Below are 16,077 nucleotides of genomic sequence, written 5' to 3'. Positions count from 1 at the left end.
CGCTTAATTTGACAAACCGTCTTATTCAAAGAAATTACAATTTGGTGTTTTTTTCATTCTGTATTAGATGTATAATCAATTCTGTTGCTCATGAATGAAATATTTTAAATCTTAGTTTAGACATTTTATGTAAATCATAAATTAGTCCATTTTTATTAATTAAACTTTTTTCTATTCGTAGATGCATAGGTAATATTTATCATTTTTGAACAAAATGGTAATTAAAGGTGAAAAATGAACATCTCATTACCCTTTTTTTAAAATTTATCCTTTTCAAACATTGACCTATTTGTTTCAATTATTTCAGATATGTTACTAATGACTTACTAGTTTTAATATTCTTCAATTCCAAACTATTCATACATGGAGGGCGGATAAATGGATTGGTTAGGCTCCGATTATTCTTTACTCACTAAAGCAGTCAATCGTACTGTAGATTCTCAAAAAGTAATATCTAAAAATATTGCGAATGTTGATACACCTGGATACAAAGCGCAACGTCTAGTGTTTTCGGATGTACTAGACTCTCAAATGAAAATGAGTCTAAAGCGTCATGCTCGAATTGATGCGCAAGGTTCGATCGTTGAGCAATCGACTTCTATGCGTAACGATGGAAATGGTGTCGATATCGATTTTGAGATGTCTGAATTATCACGCAATCAAATCGAGTATGAGGCATTAGTAGAACAGCTGAATCGGAAATTTTCAGGAATCCAATCAGTAATTAGAGGAGGCAGATAAAAGTGAGTATGTTCGGTGGATTTCATACTTCTGCATCAGGGTTAACTGCACAACGTCTCCGGCTTGATACGGTTTCAGCAAATATTGCAAATGCTCAAACGACACGGGGAGAACTTGTAGATGGTCAATGGCAACCCTACGCTCGTAAATTAGCAGTGCTTAAGGAAACGGCTAACGGTGTAACGGTTAGCGAACTTCGAAAAGATGAAGAGCCTTTTAAATTAGAATACAACCCAAGTCATCCAGATGCAGACGAGCTTGGATACGTCAAAATGCCGAATGTCGATATTTTAAAAGAAATGGTCGATATGATGGGCGCGACACGATCTTATGAAGCAAACGTGACAGCTCTTAACGCGACGAAAGCAATGCTTGTTAAAGCGATGGAGATCGGTAAGTAAGAATGAAGGGATGATGAATGACCATGGCAATTCAAGCGATTCAGGGATTACAACCCATTCTTCAAAATCAAATGACTCCTAAAACAACACCAAGTGACTTTAGCGAAGTGTTAAGTCAAGCAATGAATGGATTAAATGCGACACAAAGCGCTTCATCTCAAGCACGAGTAGATTTGGCGACGGGAAAGTCAACAGATCTACATAATATTATGATTAAAACAGAAGAAGCATCTCTCTCTATGCAACTCGCCATTGAGGTCCGTAATAAGGGCATCGAAGCATACCAAGAAATGATGCGTATGCAACTGTGAATGTTAAGGAAAGCGTGGGAGATGTTGAATGAACGAAGGATTAAAAGCAAGATGGAACACCATTAATACAACGTGGAAATCATGGTCACTCGCTAAAAAGGCGATGATTCTTGGAAGTATTATCGTCGTTTTAGCAGCGTTGATCGTCGCTATTATTTGGTTATCTAAACCAACGATGACACCCCTTTATTCAAAATTATCACCACAAGAAGCTGGACAAGTGACGGAAAAACTAAACGAGGACGGTATTCAGTCTGAAGTAGTTAGTGAAGCGAATGGCGTGACAATTCTTGTTCCAGAGGCGAATGTTGAGAATTTGAAAGTCGAATTAGCAACAGCTGGTATTCCAAAGTCTGGTCAAATTGATTATTCCTTCTTTAGTGAAAACGCGGGTTTCGGAACGACGGATAAAGAAATGAACATTTTGGAACGCGACACGATGCAGACGGAACTTGAAAACTTGATTACACAAGTCAATGGAATCGAGTCAGCTAAAGTCATGATTACGCTCCCAGAAAAGAGTGTCTTTTTATCGGATGAGAAAGAATCTTCAACCGTATCGGTCGTATTGACCTCTAGCGCAGGTAGTAACTTGAATAATCAAACGGTTCAAGGTCTATATCATTTGATCGCTAAAAGTATTCCAAATCTTAAAGAAGAAAACATTACGATCATGGATCAGTACTTCACGTACTATGAACCGGGCAATGCGACGCAAACAGCAGGTGGAACAGATCCGATGGCGCTTAAAAAAGCAACAGAGAACGATTTACGCAAACAGATCCAACAAATGCTTTCTGTTGTTCTTGGACCGCAAAAAGCACTCGTATCAGTCACAGCGGACGTAGATGTTACGAAACGTCAGGAAGAACAAAAATTAGTAGAACCAGTAGATCCAGATAAGATCGAAGGAATCGTCACATCTGCTGAAAAAGTAGCTGAAGCATACACTGGTGCAGCGAATCAAGGAACTGCTGGGACTGGCGAAAATGAAACAATCAATTTCCCGACAGGAAATGGCGAAGCTGGAGATACGAGTGAAAAAACACACGATATTATTAACTATGAAGTAAATCGAATCACGAAACAGATTTCTGGGGCACCATATGAAATTCGTGACTTAGGTATTCAAATCATCGTAGAACCACCAAAGGGTCAGACGCAAATTGATCCACAGTTACAAACGGACTTACAGACGATGATGTATTCTATCATTCGTACGTCCATTACAAAACAAGATGCTAAAACGACGTTAACAGATGCGGAACTGACAAATAAAGTAGTTGTCATGTCTCGACCATTTGCTAACACGACAACTAAACAGACCGCTACTTCAGAAACAATTCCGATGTGGGTTTGGTTTGCATTAGGTGCAGCAGCTTTAGTCATCATAGGCATGATTTTCTTCATGGTTCGTAAACGTAAAAAAGAAGAAGAGGAAAGCTTAGAGGAATGGACACCGATTGAAACAGAAATTCCTGAGTTATCGACTGAAGATAATAGCAATGAAGCACAAAAACGAAAACAACTAGAAAAATTAGCAGCGTCAAATCCAGACGAATTTGCAAAACTGCTTAGAACTTGGTTAGCGGAGGATTGATCTTATGAAGAAATTAGAGATGAATAGTCGTGAAAAGGCTGCCGTCCTAATGATTTCATTAGGTCCAGAAGTCGCGGCGAACGTATATAAGCATCTAAGTGAAGAAGAGATGGAATGGTTGACGTTACAAATCTCAAGCATGAAACGAATTGACCCTGAAGATAAAGCAGGTGTTTTGGATGAATTTCATGATTTAGCAATGGCACAGAACTATATCACGCAAGGTGGTATCGGTTTTGCGAAATCCGTATTAGAAAAAGCTGTTGGTGAAGAAAAGGCGATGGAATTGATTCATCGCCTCACATCAACACTTCAAGTACGTCCTTTCGAGTTTGCGCGAAAAGCAGATTCAAAACAATTATTGAATTTTATTCAAAATGAACATCCGCAAACGATTGCTCTAGTACTTGCTCATTTGGATCCAGCGAAGTCAGGACAAATCCTTTCTGAGCTTCCGGCAGAGGCACAGTCGGATGTAGCGAGACGAATTGCTACGATGGATCGAATGAATCCAGAAATCATTAGTGAAGTTGAGTTGATTTTAGAACGTAATCTGTCTCAAGCAGGAATGCAAGACTATGCTCAGTCAGGCGGGATTGAAGCAGTTGTTCAAGTGTTGAATGGTGTTGACCGAACGACAGAACGAACAATTTTGGATACGCTTGAAATTCAAGATCCTGAACTCGCTGAGGAAATTAAAAAGCGGATGTTCGTATTTGAGGATATTGTCACATTGGATGCACGTGCAATTCAACGTATCATTCGTGAAGTTTCAAATGAGGATCTTCTTTTAGCATTGAAAGTATCATCTGATGACGTCAAGGACATGGTGTATCGAAATATGTCTCAGCGGATGGTCGAGTCGTTCAAAGAAGATATGGAGTTCATGGGTCCTGTTCGATTACGCGATGTCGAAGAAGCACAAAGTCGAATCGTCGGTATCATTCGTCGTTTAGAAGATATGGGTGAAATCGTCGTCGCACGCGGTGGAGGAGATGATATCGTTGTCTAACGTCATTAAACGGCAGAGTGTCTTGTCTAAATCGCAGCGTTTGATTCATCAGCCAGTAGCATCGTCTGAAAACGTTGATCATGACAGTAATCTCGTTACGATTTCCTATGAAGAAGAATGGTTAGAACGTCAGAATCAATTGACACTTTTAGAAAAACGTTTGATGGAAGAACACGAATCAAGACTAGCGCAATTGGAAGAAGAAAAGGTAAGAACGCTTGAGGCGGCAACGCTGCAAGGGTATGAAGCAGGGTATGTTGAAGGAGAATCAAGCGGCTTCGCAACATATGATAAGGCAATGTCTGACTTAAATGCGTTAATTGAGAAATTAGAGCAACGTTTTCAAGAGAAACTTATGATGATGGAACATGATCTATGTGTAGCTGCTCTTCAAACGACACATTTATTTCTAGAAAATCTATTAGATTCTGATGAAGAGACATTGTATAAGATGATTCATAAACTACTGATTCAGTTTAGAGATCGTGAGAAATTATTTGTCTATGCATCGCCTCAAGATTTTGAACGCTTAGTCATGATGGAAGATAAGATCCAATCTATTCTCGGTGCGACAGTCAGTGTCCAACTCCGATTAGATCCAGAATTGTCACCACGTGATTTTAGAATCGATTCTGAAAATGGAGCGATTACGGGTGGGTTACATTCCAGCTTTAAACATCTTGAGAAAAAGATTTTTGAGGTGTTGACAGATGTATAAAGTTCAACATTTGCAAGAAGCGATTCAAGACATTAAATTTGATGATCTGCTGCGACATTCAGGTAAAGTGGTCCAAGTTATTGGTTTGATGATCGAATCGAGAGGACCTACTGCTGTATCAATAGGAGAACGCTGTTTTATTCAATTGAACGCACACCATGAAATTGAAGCAGAGGTCGTTGGCTTTAAAGAGGGGCATGTTTTACTTATGCCTTATGGTGAAACGACAGCAATCGCTCCAGGGTCCATCGTTGTTGCTTCAGGTAAACCGTTACACGTTCCTGTAGGCGAAGAGTTGATAGGTAAAGTGTTAGATGGACTAGGCAGACCATTAGACGGTGAAAACCTAGAGCATTTAAAAACAACATCCATTGTTAGAAAGCCACCAAGTCCGCTAAGTCGCCCACGTATTAGCGAAGTACTCTCAACTGGGATACGAGCAATTGATACGTTATTAACAGTAGGTGAAGGACAGCGTGTTGGGTTATTTGCAGGATCAGGCGTCGGAAAATCCACACTTTTAGGAATGATTGCGAAACGGTCAACAGCGGATATCAACGTGATTGCTTTAATTGGAGAGCGTGGACGTGAAGTCAAAGAGTTTATCGAAGCGGAGTTAGGTGAGGAAGGAATGAGTCGGTCGATCATCGTTGTAGCAACGAGTGATCAATCGCCCCTTGTACGACTTAAAGGTGCTTACACTGCAACAGCGATTGCTGAGTACTTTCGGAATCAAGGGAAAAATGTCGTTCTGATGATGGACTCCGTTACACGATTTGCAATGGCACAACGTGAAATCGGGCTAGCAACAGGTGAACCTCCCGCTTCAAAAGGATATACACCAAGTGTCTTTGCGCTACTTCCACAACTTTTGGAGCGAAGCGGTAAGACTGAAAAAGGCTCGATCACAGCATTTTATACCGTCTTGGTTGATGGGGATGATATGAATGAACCGATTGCAGATGCTGTACGCGGAATTTTGGATGGTCACTTTGTACTGGATCGGAATTTAGCGAACAAAGGACAATATCCTGCGATTCATGTATTACGCTCCATCAGTCGTGTCATGAATCAAATCACTTCAGAAGAGCATAAACAAAAGGCCATCGTTTTTCGTCAGCTTCTCTCGACTTATTTAGATGCGGAAGATTTGATTAACATTGGAGCGTATAAAAGCGGAACAAATCCAGAAATCGATCGGGCCATTCAAATCTATCCACAACTCATCGAATTTCTAAAACAGTCTGTCCACGAAGTGAGTGACTTAGATGCTGCAATTGAAAGACTATTTCAGATTATTCCATAAGGGGAGCGGACATGCGAACGATATATGAACGAATCATTCCGCTCGCTGAAGCGGAAAAGGATCGAGTCTCAAAAGAAACAGCTGAAAAAAAGATGCGTTATGAAGAGGAAATGCAGAAGCTGTATCAACTGTTAGTCCGGTACGAAACGTTTTTGAAAGAACAGGATCAAATCGGACGGATTGAGTTGGTTGATTCACAATATCGTGAAAGAGCCAGGGATGTAGTGAAGCAACAAATCGAGAGACAACAGTTGTTCGTCACGCAAGCTAAGAACGTTTATGAAAAAGCGCAATTGGCATTAAAAGAAGCCATGATCGAAGAGAAAAAATTCACCAAACTACAAGAAAATCATTTTATTGAAGTACGGCGAGAACTTGCAATAGTAGAACAAAATCAACTAGATGAGCTATCTCTTCTACATTTTAAAAGAGGTCAAACGATATGAGTGAACAAAAGACGTCAAAGCAGTGGATATTACCATTAGTGATCATCCCGTTTATCATCATCTTGCTGACAGCATACTTCGTGTTGAATTATGCGAACGGAAGACCATTATTATCTTTACCGTTCGATACAGAAAAAACAGCAAAATCTACTGCTACCTCTAATGACCAAGAGTTGGTCGAACGTTTAAAAGTAGCAAACAACGAAATTAAGAAATTACGCAATGAAAAAGAAGAACAAAAGCAAACGTTGCAAGTGAAAGAACAAGAAATCACGAAACTAATCTCAGAACGGGATCAGTTAAAAAAAGCATCAGCTCCTGCTGCTTCAACTACTTCTACGAGTGAGAAGAAAACTAAGAAAACACCAGTATCTGATGTATATGCAGAAATGTCACCTAAAGAAGCGGCGTTAATCTTTAATGAACTCAGCCCAACTGAAGTGGTTTCGATCATTGAAAACATCGATGCAGAACAGCAAGCTGCAATCATTGCCAAAATGGATGCCAAAAAAGCAGCAGCATTAACTCAATTATTAGCTTCGGAATAGAGGTGAGATCATGAATATTTCAGATCTTCAAATGAATCCGGTACAAGGAACAGCGATAGGTACCGATGAGATGGGGAACGCAACAGATGCAACAGGTAAGTTTGCGACACTTTTACAATTTCTAACGAACAATGAGTTGACTGTAAATCAAGGAATACCGGATGTATCACTAAAAGATTCGGAACATGTAGATGTAGATGGAAAATCTGAAAAGGCTGTATTGCTTCAAAATATCCAGTCGCTTATGGATCATCCAGAAATGATTTTAGAAGTGCTGGAGCAACCTGAGGTCAGTAGCCTTCCAATTCATTCGGTGAAGCATCGAGAGCTTGTACAGATTTTAAAGGCGATTCAAGAAGGAAATATCGAATCTGCTGTTCAGCTACTCGATCAATCATCCATCACTCTCGCTCAAATTAATACGTTGATCGGAAATGTTTTGCTGAAACAGAATCAGAATCAGCAATTGAAGCCAGAAGTAAATTCCGTGCAAAGTATTGGATCGTCTCCAGTAGAGGAAAACATGGAGAATTTGATTTTACCCGTCAAAAATGAACTGACGCCGTCAAAAGAAAAGTTCATGGAAACGGGTCAGAATAAAATAGTGAATGTTATTCAGAAACAAAGTCAAGAGTCCTCCTCAGCACTGGAACAAGATATTAAAGCGAATACAGCAGCTCCGGCAGTAAGTGTAAATCGAATGAATCATGCGCTCCTTTTCAATAGCGTGAATCGCACAGTTCCATTTTTACCGGTCAATGAGCAAATCATCAATCGAATCGAAGCGGCGTTAAAGCAAGCACCTTTCATAAACGGTAAAGATGGTTCTTCAAAAATCTCTATTCGTTTATATCCTGAACAGCTAGGTGAATTAGTCGTTCAAGTAGATCGAAAAGGAAATGAACTTACGATTAAGCTTTTCATGGCGAATGAACAAACGAAGCAATTGATCGAACAACAACTCGGAAAACTACATACGACACTACATCAACAGAGTCCGGTTGTGAAAATCGAAACAGGTATCATTGCGACTGCTGCAAGAGAATTTGAACAAGGATTCTCTTCAGAACGACGTGAACAGGAAAAACAGGAATCTTCTTCACATCAGCAAGAAGAAGAGCGAGAGGAGGAAGAAGATGACGGAAGGGATTAAAAATGACGGTTCTTCGTTTCAGTTACCTGAAAAAAAGCAAACCGTATCCAACAATTCGATGGATAAAGATATGTTCATGAAGATTTTAATCGCCCAGTTATCGAACCAAGATCCAACAGCTCCGATGGAAGATAAAGAGTTCATTGCCCAAATGGCTCAGTTTTCTTCGTTAGAACAGATGCAATCGATTGGAAAAGGAATGGAAACGATGATCCTAAATCAGCATGCTGGTGCGTTGATGACGTACAGTAACCTGATTGGGAAAGATGTCAGTTATACACCGCCTGCTAACGCTGAGGGTGAAACGTCTTCAACGGAAGAGACAGCAACTGTACTAAGTGTCAAACGAGATGGTGTGGATGTCATCGCTGAATTATCGAACGGTAAACGGGTCAGTGTGTATGACCTGACGCAAATCAAATCTAAGGAGGAAAAATAATGTTACGTTCAATGTATTCAGGAATCAGTGGATTGAAAAACTTCCAAACGAAATTGGATGTCGTCGGTAACAACATCGCAAACGTCAATACATTCGGTTACAAAAAAGGGCGTGTTACGTTCAAGGATTTAGTTAACCAATCTGTCGGATCTGCTTCTGGTGCGGGTGGCGGCGTCGGGGGAACAAACCCGAAACAAGTCGGTCTTGGGGCATCGATGTCAACAGTCGATAACGTCTACAACCAAGGGGCACTTCAAAATACCGGTCGGACGCTTGACGTCGGGATTTCAGGAGAAGGATTCTATCAAGTCATGACAGCGGAAGGTGTTCGTTATACGAGATCTGGAAACTTTTATACAGATGTCGAAGGGAATATCGTAACTAGTGATGGTAATTATGTAATCGGACTTTCTGATCCAGTAGGAGATGATCCAGGTCTTCCACCTGCTAATTCTGATGAACTTGGTTCAAATACTTATGACGAGAAAACAGGGGCTATTGATAATGCATTTACTGGAGGGTATATGAAAATTAAAATCCCTACAAATGCAAGGAATTTATCGATAGGTAAAGATGGACTAGTTACTTTTGTAGATGGTACGGGTTCATTACAACGAGTAGGATATTTATCAATGGCTAACTTTGCAAACCCCGGTGGTCTTGAGAAGTCTGGTGTTAATCTATTTTCCGCATCTCAGAACTCAGGTGTAGCAGCGGCGGGATCACCAAGTACGAATGGTCTTGGTCAATTAACTTCGGGAACTTTAGAAATGTCGAACGTTGACTTATCGGAAGAATTTACGGAGATGATCATTGCGCAGCGTGGTTTCCAGGCAAACACACGAATCATTACAACGAGTGACCAAGTGTTAGAAGAACTCGTCAATCTGAAACGATGATTCAGTTAACGACGTTACGAAAAACACCATTAGTCATTAATGCCAACTTGATTGAATCCATTCGTTCGACTCCTGATACGACGATTCACCTCATTGGTGGACAAACGTATGTCGTACAAGAATCGATGGAGGAAGTGACGGAGGCAGCAATTCAATTTTATCGTCAAATCGGATTGACCGGTTTGACGAGTGTAAGGAGGATCGATGATGGCGGAAGAAGAGAAAAAGAAAAGTAAGCTTAAATTACCATTGATCATGGTCATCGTTGCTCTCATGATGATTGGAGCTGGGTACATGGTAATGAAATATTTGATTGCTCCAGATGAAACGAAAGCAAAAGTAGAACAGCCGACTGGAGAAGAGCTTGATGCACGTAGTCTTCAGACTGATGATTTGACGACGAACATCTCAGACGAACGTTTCTTGAATGTACAATTTACAATCGTAACCGATGACCAAAAAACACGGGATGATTTAGAATTGCGTAAATTCCAAATTAACAACATCATTCTTGGGGATTTATCTACCATGAAAAAATCGGATTTGGATTCGAAAGCCGACATGGAGAAACTGGAAGAAAAATTACGTGTCCAGTTCAAAAAACTCATCCAAGAGGGTGATGTCCAACGTGTCTACACTACGAAAAAAATCATCCAGTGAGGTGGCAGCATGAGCGAAGTATTATCACAACATGAAATTGACGCCTTGCTATCAGCTATTTCAAGTGGAGATATGGAAGTTGAGGAAATCAGGAGTCAAGAAGAAGAGCGGCGCGTTAAAGTATATGATTTCAAACGTGCCCTTCGTTTCTCTAAAGACCAATTACGAAACTTAACGCGCATTCATGAGCAATTTGCTCGAGTGCTAACGACTCATTTTTCAGCTCAGTTAAGAACATATGTCCAGTTCACAGTGAATACAGTGGAGCAACTGCCTTATGATGAATTCATTCATTCTATTCCAAATATGACATTAATCAATTTGGTCAACCTTCAACCATTAGACGGGAAAGTCATTTTTGAAGTGAACCCAAATATTGCGTATGCAATGTTAGATCGTCTGCTTGGTGGACCGGGCGAAGGAATGAACAAAATTGAGAACTTAACTGAAATTGAAACACGTATTTTGACGCAGCTGTTTAAACGAGCATTTGTGCAATATGGAACGGCTTGGGAATCGATTACAGAATTAGAAGCTGAATATGATGATCTTGAAATCAATCCACAATTTCTCCAGCTCGTCTCTCCAAATGAAACGGTTATTCTTGTGTCCATTTATGTAACGGTCGGTGAAGTGAGTGGCACATTAAATGTATGTTTACCTTTCGTCACATTAGAACCGATTTTACCTAAACTATCCAGTCATTTTTGGATGCAACAAGATAAGCGTAAGTCAATCAATGATCAAGCGTCTGAACATATGCAGACTCAATTAATGAGTTCTGTCGTCGATTTGAAAGCAGTGCTTGGCCAGACGGATCTGTCGTTTGGTGAGTTGTTACACCTCGAAGTTGGCGACTGTCTATCCCTGAAGACACGTACATCTGATCCGGTTGAACTGTTCGTCGATGATCGTAAAATGTTCAAGGCGCGACCAGGTCTAAATGGGAAGCATCTCGCTTTACAAGTCATACAACGAATTGAGGAGGAATAACATGAGCGATATGCTTTCGCAAGATGAGATCGATGCTTTATTAAGAGGAACACCATCTGATTCTGATGATGCAAGCGATACCCAATCGGATGAAGAAGTTTTAGATGAGATGGAAATCGATGCGCTTGGAGAAGTAGGGAATATTTCATTAGGAAATTCAGCTACCGCTTTATCCGCATTGTTGAATCAAAAAGTAGAAATTACGACGCCACATGTTCGAATGATTACGATGGATGAATTAAGAAGTCGCTATCCCATTCCGCATGTTGCCTTACGCGTTGGATATACAGAAGGTTTTAAAGGTGAAAATGTCCTCATCTTAACACAACGGGATGCCTCCATTATTGCGAACTTAATGATGGGCGGAGATGGTGTCATTGATGAAACTGCTGAGATGGAGCCGATTGCGCTTTCAGCTGTACAAGAAGCAATGAACCAAATGATGGGAGCTGCCGCTACATCAATGTCCACGGTATTCTCCATGAGAATTGATATCTCACCTCCAGCTGTTGAAATTTTTGATTTTTCGCAAGAGAAAAGTATCGTAGATAGTTTCTCTCTTTGGGACAGTATGGTCATCATTGAGTTCGATTTGAAAATCGGGACATTGATTGATTCGAAAATCGTACAGTTGGCACCGCTCGAGTTTTCTAAACAACTCATTCAAAAGTTGTTCTTAGCGAGTACTGAAGTATCAAATGAGCCTTCACCGGCTCAACCTGCGGCACAAACTCAACCTGCGGCACAAACTCAACCTGCGGCACAAACTCAACCTAAACCTTCACCAGCCGTTGAAGCTTCTCCACCGCCAGCAAAACCTGCTCCAGTTCAGGAGCAAGTAGTGAAAGAAAGTGTTGCTGTCAGTCCTGTCCAATTCGGTCAATTAAGTGATGCACAAGTAGACGGTACGCCGGCTAATATTGGTATGTTGTATGACGTACCGTTGAACGTCACGGTTGAACTAGGACGTACGCGACGATCGGTTAGAGATATCCTAGAACTGACGCAAGGTTCCATCATTGAACTTGATAAATTAGCAGGTGAACCAGTAGATGTATTTGTAAACAACACGTTGATTGCAACCGGAGAAGTTGTAGTCATTGAAGAAAACTTCGGAGTACGCATTACAGAAATCGTAAATACAAAAGAACGTCTTCGGATGTTCTAAGGAGGAACTATAAAATGAGTGCAAAAGTATTAATCGTAGATGACGCTGCTTTCATGCGAATGATGATCAAGGAAATTTTATCGAAGAATGGCTACGATGTCGTTGGCGAAGCAGAGAATGGATTAGAGGCTGTTTCAAAGTATAAGGAATTAACACCAGATCTCGTCACACTTGATATCACGATGCCAGAAATGGATGGAATCTCTGCTTTAAAGGAAATTAAAGCAATTAATCCGGCTGCTAAAGTCATCATGTGTTCAGCAATGGGACAACAGTCAATGGTTATCGATGCCATTCAAGCAGGTGCCAAAGATTTCATCGTTAAACCGTTCCAAGCAGATCGTGTACTTGAAGCGGTTTCGAAAACTGTCTCGTCATGAAAAAAGTGACTTTGCTGATTTGTCTGCTGTTTTTGCTTTCGGTTCCCGTAAGTGCAGAAACAGTCGAAGAAAAATTAAATCCAACTCAGAACGATGCACCGGCGACTCAGCAAGTCGATGAGAGTCCTTCCATGGCGTTGACTATTTTTAAAGGAGTCGTCGTTCTTATCGTCTTGATCGGCGGATTCATCCTTGTGACACGATTCATTCACGAACGAACGCGAGGTGTCAGACATTCCGGACGATTGACCCATTTAGGTGGAGTACCACTCGGGAAAGATCGATCGGTTCAGTTAGTCAAGATACAAGATAAGATTTACGTCGTCGGTGTCGGTGAAAACGTACAATTATTAGATACATTGGATGATCTGGAAGGATATGAACCAACGGATTTTGAAGAGTCTTCCCCGAAATCCTCACCTTCGCAGTTTCTTGAGACGTTTAAACAACAACTCGAACAACTGCAAAAGAATCGAGGTCGCTCATGAATACGATTGAGAATCTGATATCACTTGATACTCCGTCAGGAACAGCGACATCGATTAAGCTACTTGTGTTACTGACGTTGTTATCACTTGCGCCGTCACTGCTCATTTTGATGACCTGCTTTACGCGTGTTGTCGTTGTGTTGTCTTTTGTCCGTTCTGCTCTTGGAACACAACAGACGCCACCAAACCAGCTCCTCGTTGGACTCGCTTTGTTCATTACATTATTCGTTATGTCGCCTGTCTTATCTGAATTAAACACGACGGCCTTAAAACCATATATGGCAGATAAAATCAGTCAAGATGAAGCGTTTGATAAAGCGGGAGATACGATGAAACGGTTCATGTCGAAACACACGCGAACAAACGATTTAGAGTTGTTTTTAAAGTACGGTAATTATGAAAAACCAGAAAAAATTGAAGATATTCCACTTGTCGCACTTGTTCCATCTTATGCGATCAGTGAATTAAAAACGGCCTTTCAAATCGGGTTCATGATCTTCATACCTTTTCTTGTCATCGATATGGTCGTCTCAAGTGTCCTGATGTCGATGGGAATGATGATGTTGCCGCCGGTCATGATTGCGTTACCGTTTAAATTATTGTTATTTATTTTAGTTGACGGCTGGCACCTGATCGTCGAATCATTGCTCGTCAGTATGCGTTAGGGAGGGATCCGAATGACTCAAGAAATGATCATACAGCTTGCAAGTTCTGCCGTCTGGACATTACTCAAGGTATCGTCTCCCTTGCTACTCGTCTCGCTCGTCGTAGGTCTGCTCGTTAGTATTTTGCAGGCGACGACACAAATTCAGGAACAGACGTTATCGTTCGTTCCAAAGATCGTTGCCGTATTTTTAGCACTCGTCTTTTTTGGTCCTTGGATCATGCAGGAGCTACAGACCTTTACGATTGATCTATTCAAACAAATCGCTGAGGTTTCCCGCAAATGACGTTACTTTCTTTCTTGAGTGTTTTTTTACTCATCTTTGGTCGAATCGTCGGATTTCTCGTTGCAGCTCCGTTGTTTTCTTCAAAGCAACTACCAGCACAACATAAATTAGCATTGGCGGCAGGCCTAGCTTACTTTGCAAGTTATGCCGTCAAAACAGATGTCCGCGTAGAAGATTTCGATTTTTTCTTTCGAATGGGAACGGAAGTTTTAGTCGGTCTAGCACTTGGGTTACTTGCCAGTTTTTTATTGTATGCGCCACAAATTGCCGGTTCCATCATCGATTTGCAAATGGGGCTTGCAATGGCTTCCGCTTATGACCCGATGTTTGGTGGACAGTCTCCCATCGTTGGTCGTTTTTATTACATGCTGACATTACTCGTCTTGCTCGCTTCTGATATGCACCTGATTTTACTTGACGGAATCTACACGAGTTTTCAAATCTTTCCACCAGGTAGCCTGATTGCGGTATCGGGCGACGCAGGAATGAGCCTTGTCATCCGTGTCGTTGGGCTTGCGATGTTGACTGCCTTACAAATGGCGATGCCACTTGTCGTTTCACTCTTTTTAGTGGATCTCGCGCTCGGTTTCCTAGCGAAAACGGCTCCCCAATTCAACATTTTTGCGATTGGTTTTTCCGTCAAACTATTGATGGGATACGCGATTCTGTTTTTATTAGCAGGAGCGACGATCACAGGAATCGGTCGATTCGTTCCATTACTACAAGATGTACTTGCAGATGCCATTCGATTACTAGGAGGTTGAGGACATGCATTCATATCGATTACGCCTTGACCTTCAGTACTTCGCTGGTGAGAAGACGGAGAAGGCGACACCTCGAAAGCGGGATGATTCCCGCAAGAAGGGACAAGTCGCAAAATCAGCGGATCTGACAAGTAGTTTTATGTTATTCGCGATGTTCCTCGTCCTCTATTTTTTTGGTCCATTTCTAGGACGACGATTCGTCTTCGTTCTACAAGATGGTCTAAGTGCAAGTCAAGTGTTGCAGGCTGTTGAGGAGGGACGAATTGAACAGATTTTAGTCGAGATGCTTATTCAAATGGGAATTCTCGTCGCACCGTTCTTTTTAACAGCGGTCGTCATCGGTGTTCTCGGGAATTTTGTTCAAATTGGTGTACTTTTGAGTGGCGAGGCGATCCAACCGAAACTGGATCGGATTAATCCACTACAAGGCGTCAAACGAATTGTTAGTGTCAAAGCGCTCGTCGAATTTCTAAAATCGGTCTTTAAACTGCTTGTCATCGGTGTGACGAGCGGCACGGTCTTATGGAATAACAAGGTCGAAATTTCACGGTTGACTTCGGAACCAATCGGTGATGCATTAGCTATCATTGGTCATTTAACATTTTTACTTGGTTTATCTGTTAGTATCGCTTTGATTGCATTAGCCATTTTGGACTTCGCTTATCAAAAATTTGATTTCGAGAAGTCGATCCGAATGAGTAAACAGGATTTAAAAGATGAGCATAAAAACACAGAGGGTGACCCTCAAATCAAAGGGAAAATCAAACAACAACAACGGGAGATGGCGATGCGGCGGATGATGCAAGAAATACCAAATGCCGACGTCGTCATCACGAACCCAACCCATTATGCGGTAGCGATTCAATACGATGACGGAAAACATATGGCACCGATTGTCGTTGCTAAAGGCGTAGATGCTGTCGCGTTCCGGATTCGGGAGAAGGCGACAGCAGCTGATGTCCCGATTGTTGAAAATCGTCCGCTGGCGCGGGCGTTGTTCGCTCAATCAGAAATTGGTATGGCAGTGGATGAAACGTTCTATCAGGCGCTCGCTGAAACACTCGCCTTTGTCTATCAACTGAAACAAGCAAAATGAAAGG

At 41.4% G+C, this 16,077-nt stretch carries 22 protein-coding genes; all 22 read left to right on the top strand.

The window, feature by feature from the left end; all coding sequences use genetic code 11:
• Nucleotides 1-378 precede the first annotated feature (378 nt).
• The 22 genes from flgB (at nt 379) to flhB (ending at nt 16,073) form a co-directional block, all read left to right on the top strand.
• On the top strand, nt 379-741 hold the full coding sequence (flgB, locus tag B4C70_RS05345; protein WP_290777377.1) for a flagellar basal body rod protein FlgB: 363 nt from the start codon (nt 379-381) through the stop codon (nt 739-741).
• A gap of 2 nt (nt 742-743) precedes the next feature.
• Nucleotides 744-1,142 carry a flagellar basal body rod protein FlgC gene (gene flgC / locus B4C70_RS05340; RefSeq protein ID WP_023468723.1) on the top strand — a complete coding sequence of 133 codons (399 nt, stop codon included), beginning with the start codon at nt 744-746 and terminating at the stop codon, nt 1,140-1,142.
• A 23-nt stretch (nt 1,143-1,165) separates the two neighbouring features.
• Nucleotides 1,166-1,453, top strand: coding sequence for a flagellar hook-basal body complex protein FliE (fliE, locus tag B4C70_RS05335; RefSeq protein WP_035396905.1), 288 nt, complete (start codon nt 1,166-1,168; stop codon nt 1,451-1,453).
• Nucleotides 1,454-1,481: 28 nt separating this feature from the next.
• The gene (fliF, locus tag B4C70_RS05330; RefSeq protein WP_290777375.1) at nt 1,482-3,053 is read left to right on the top strand and encodes a flagellar basal-body MS-ring/collar protein FliF; all 1,572 of its coding nucleotides are present in this window, start codon (nt 1,482-1,484) and stop codon (nt 3,051-3,053) included.
• Between the two features lie 4 nt (nt 3,054-3,057).
• Entirely contained in the window at nt 3,058-4,065 is a 1,008-nt protein-coding gene (fliG, locus tag B4C70_RS05325; protein ID WP_023468720.1) for a flagellar motor switch protein FliG, read from the top strand.
• Nucleotides 4,058-4,783: a FliH/SctL family protein gene (locus tag B4C70_RS05320; RefSeq protein WP_290777372.1), complete on the top strand. Its 726-nt coding sequence runs from the start codon at nt 4,058-4,060 to the stop codon at nt 4,781-4,783. The genes fliG and B4C70_RS05320 overlap by 8 nt, the downstream gene beginning before the upstream one ends.
• Nucleotides 4,776-6,089, top strand: coding sequence for a flagellar protein export ATPase FliI (fliI, locus tag B4C70_RS05315; protein ID WP_290777370.1), 1,314 nt, complete (start codon nt 4,776-4,778; stop codon nt 6,087-6,089). Before B4C70_RS05320 ends, fliI begins: the two co-directional genes overlap by 8 nt.
• A gap of 11 nt (nt 6,090-6,100) precedes the next feature.
• Nucleotides 6,101-6,535, top strand: a complete 435-nt coding sequence (locus B4C70_RS05310) for a flagellar export protein FliJ (RefSeq protein WP_023468717.1) — start codon at nt 6,101-6,103, stop codon at nt 6,533-6,535.
• Nucleotides 6,532-7,083, top strand: coding sequence for a MotE family protein (locus B4C70_RS05305; protein ID WP_290777367.1), 552 nt, complete (start codon nt 6,532-6,534; stop codon nt 7,081-7,083). The genes B4C70_RS05310 and B4C70_RS05305 overlap by 4 nt, the downstream gene beginning before the upstream one ends.
• Nucleotides 7,084-7,093: 10 nt before the next feature.
• Nucleotides 7,094-8,236, top strand: a complete 1,143-nt coding sequence (locus tag B4C70_RS05300) for a flagellar hook-length control protein FliK (protein ID WP_290777366.1) — start codon at nt 7,094-7,096, stop codon at nt 8,234-8,236.
• Entirely contained in the window at nt 8,220-8,675 is a 456-nt protein-coding gene (gene flgD, locus B4C70_RS05295) for a flagellar hook assembly protein FlgD (protein WP_290777364.1), read from the top strand. Before B4C70_RS05300 ends, flgD begins: the two co-directional genes overlap by 17 nt.
• The gene (gene flgG, locus B4C70_RS05290; RefSeq protein WP_290777362.1) at nt 8,675-9,574 is read left to right on the top strand and encodes a flagellar basal body rod protein FlgG; all 900 of its coding nucleotides are present in this window, start codon (nt 8,675-8,677) and stop codon (nt 9,572-9,574) included. Before flgD ends, flgG begins: the two co-directional genes overlap by 1 nt.
• Nucleotides 9,571-9,810 carry a flagellar FlbD family protein gene (locus tag B4C70_RS05285; protein ID WP_290777360.1) on the top strand — a complete coding sequence of 80 codons (240 nt, stop codon included), beginning with the start codon at nt 9,571-9,573 and terminating at the stop codon, nt 9,808-9,810. Before flgG ends, B4C70_RS05285 begins: the two co-directional genes overlap by 4 nt.
• Nucleotides 9,782-10,234: a flagellar basal body-associated FliL family protein gene (locus tag B4C70_RS05280; protein WP_290777358.1), complete on the top strand. Its 453-nt coding sequence runs from the start codon at nt 9,782-9,784 to the stop codon at nt 10,232-10,234. The genes B4C70_RS05285 and B4C70_RS05280 overlap by 29 nt, the downstream gene beginning before the upstream one ends.
• Before the next feature lie 9 nt (nt 10,235-10,243).
• The gene (gene fliM, locus B4C70_RS05275; RefSeq protein ID WP_290777356.1) at nt 10,244-11,227 is read left to right on the top strand and encodes a flagellar motor switch protein FliM; all 984 of its coding nucleotides are present in this window, start codon (nt 10,244-10,246) and stop codon (nt 11,225-11,227) included.
• A 1-nt stretch (nt 11,228) separates the two neighbouring features.
• Nucleotides 11,229-12,395, top strand: coding sequence for a flagellar motor switch phosphatase FliY (gene fliY / locus B4C70_RS05270; RefSeq protein WP_290777354.1), 1,167 nt, complete (start codon nt 11,229-11,231; stop codon nt 12,393-12,395).
• A gap of 14 nt (nt 12,396-12,409) precedes the next feature.
• Nucleotides 12,410-12,775 (top strand): response regulator, encoded by a 366-nt coding sequence (locus B4C70_RS05265; RefSeq protein ID WP_023468708.1) that lies wholly within the window; start codon nt 12,410-12,412, stop codon nt 12,773-12,775.
• Between the two features lie 131 nt (nt 12,776-12,906).
• Complete coding sequence (locus tag B4C70_RS05260) at nt 12,907-13,263, top strand: flagellar biosynthetic protein FliO (protein ID WP_290777350.1); 357 nt, start codon at nt 12,907-12,909, stop codon at nt 13,261-13,263.
• Complete coding sequence (gene fliP / locus B4C70_RS05255; protein WP_290777348.1) at nt 13,260-13,928, top strand: flagellar type III secretion system pore protein FliP; 669 nt, start codon at nt 13,260-13,262, stop codon at nt 13,926-13,928. The genes B4C70_RS05260 and fliP overlap by 4 nt, the downstream gene beginning before the upstream one ends.
• A gap of 12 nt (nt 13,929-13,940) precedes the next feature.
• Entirely contained in the window at nt 13,941-14,213 is a 273-nt protein-coding gene (gene fliQ, locus B4C70_RS05250; RefSeq protein ID WP_290777346.1) for a flagellar biosynthesis protein FliQ, read from the top strand.
• Entirely contained in the window at nt 14,210-14,977 is a 768-nt protein-coding gene (fliR, locus tag B4C70_RS05245) for a flagellar biosynthetic protein FliR (RefSeq protein ID WP_023468704.1), read from the top strand. Before fliQ ends, fliR begins: the two co-directional genes overlap by 4 nt.
• A 4-nt stretch (nt 14,978-14,981) precedes the next feature.
• Nucleotides 14,982-16,073, top strand: coding sequence for a flagellar biosynthesis protein FlhB (gene flhB, locus B4C70_RS05240; protein ID WP_290777344.1), 1,092 nt, complete (start codon nt 14,982-14,984; stop codon nt 16,071-16,073).
• Nucleotides 16,074-16,077 lie beyond the last annotated feature (4 nt).

The sequence above is a fragment of the Exiguobacterium sp. UBA5002 genome (assembly GCF_002396765.1).
GTDB lineage: Bacteria > Bacillota > Bacilli > Exiguobacteriales > Exiguobacteriaceae > Exiguobacterium_A.
Note: the sequence above shows the minus strand (reverse complement) of the source record. Positions and strands in the feature narration are given on the sequence as shown.

What these genes read in the sequence shown, in the direction of transcription:
- B4C70_RS05300 (WP_290777366.1), top strand. Translation starts at nt 7,094, where the DNA reads ATGAATATTTCAGATCTTCAAATGAATCCGGTACAAGGAACAGCGATA.
- flgB (WP_290777377.1), top strand. Translation starts at nt 379, where the DNA reads ATGGATTGGTTAGGCTCCGATTATTCTTTACTCACTAAAGCAGTCAAT.
- fliP (WP_290777348.1), top strand. Translation starts at nt 13,260, where the DNA reads ATGAATACGATTGAGAATCTGATATCACTTGATACTCCGTCAGGAACA.
- fliY (WP_290777354.1), top strand. Translation starts at nt 11,229, where the DNA reads ATGAGCGATATGCTTTCGCAAGATGAGATCGATGCTTTATTAAGAGGA.
- B4C70_RS05285 (WP_290777360.1), top strand. Translation starts at nt 9,571, where the DNA reads ATGATTCAGTTAACGACGTTACGAAAAACACCATTAGTCATTAATGCC.
- fliE (WP_035396905.1), top strand. Translation starts at nt 1,166, where the DNA reads ATGGCAATTCAAGCGATTCAGGGATTACAACCCATTCTTCAAAATCAA.
- B4C70_RS05310 (WP_023468717.1), top strand. Translation starts at nt 6,101, where the DNA reads ATGCGAACGATATATGAACGAATCATTCCGCTCGCTGAAGCGGAAAAG.
- B4C70_RS05305 (WP_290777367.1), top strand. Translation starts at nt 6,532, where the DNA reads ATGAGTGAACAAAAGACGTCAAAGCAGTGGATATTACCATTAGTGATC.
- B4C70_RS05280 (WP_290777358.1), top strand. Translation starts at nt 9,782, where the DNA reads ATGGCGGAAGAAGAGAAAAAGAAAAGTAAGCTTAAATTACCATTGATC.
- fliI (WP_290777370.1), top strand. Translation starts at nt 4,776, where the DNA reads ATGTATAAAGTTCAACATTTGCAAGAAGCGATTCAAGACATTAAATTT.
- B4C70_RS05260 (WP_290777350.1), top strand. Translation starts at nt 12,907, where the DNA reads ATGGCGTTGACTATTTTTAAAGGAGTCGTCGTTCTTATCGTCTTGATC.
- fliQ (WP_290777346.1), top strand. Translation starts at nt 13,941, where the DNA reads ATGACTCAAGAAATGATCATACAGCTTGCAAGTTCTGCCGTCTGGACA.
- flhB (WP_290777344.1), top strand. Translation starts at nt 14,982, where the DNA reads ATGCATTCATATCGATTACGCCTTGACCTTCAGTACTTCGCTGGTGAG.
- fliM (WP_290777356.1), top strand. Translation starts at nt 10,244, where the DNA reads ATGAGCGAAGTATTATCACAACATGAAATTGACGCCTTGCTATCAGCT.
- fliF (WP_290777375.1), top strand. Translation starts at nt 1,482, where the DNA reads ATGAACGAAGGATTAAAAGCAAGATGGAACACCATTAATACAACGTGG.
- B4C70_RS05265 (WP_023468708.1), top strand. Translation starts at nt 12,410, where the DNA reads ATGAGTGCAAAAGTATTAATCGTAGATGACGCTGCTTTCATGCGAATG.
- flgD (WP_290777364.1), top strand. Translation starts at nt 8,220, where the DNA reads ATGACGGAAGGGATTAAAAATGACGGTTCTTCGTTTCAGTTACCTGAA.
- fliR (WP_023468704.1), top strand. Translation starts at nt 14,210, where the DNA reads ATGACGTTACTTTCTTTCTTGAGTGTTTTTTTACTCATCTTTGGTCGA.
- fliG (WP_023468720.1), top strand. Translation starts at nt 3,058, where the DNA reads ATGAAGAAATTAGAGATGAATAGTCGTGAAAAGGCTGCCGTCCTAATG.
- flgG (WP_290777362.1), top strand. Translation starts at nt 8,675, where the DNA reads ATGTTACGTTCAATGTATTCAGGAATCAGTGGATTGAAAAACTTCCAA.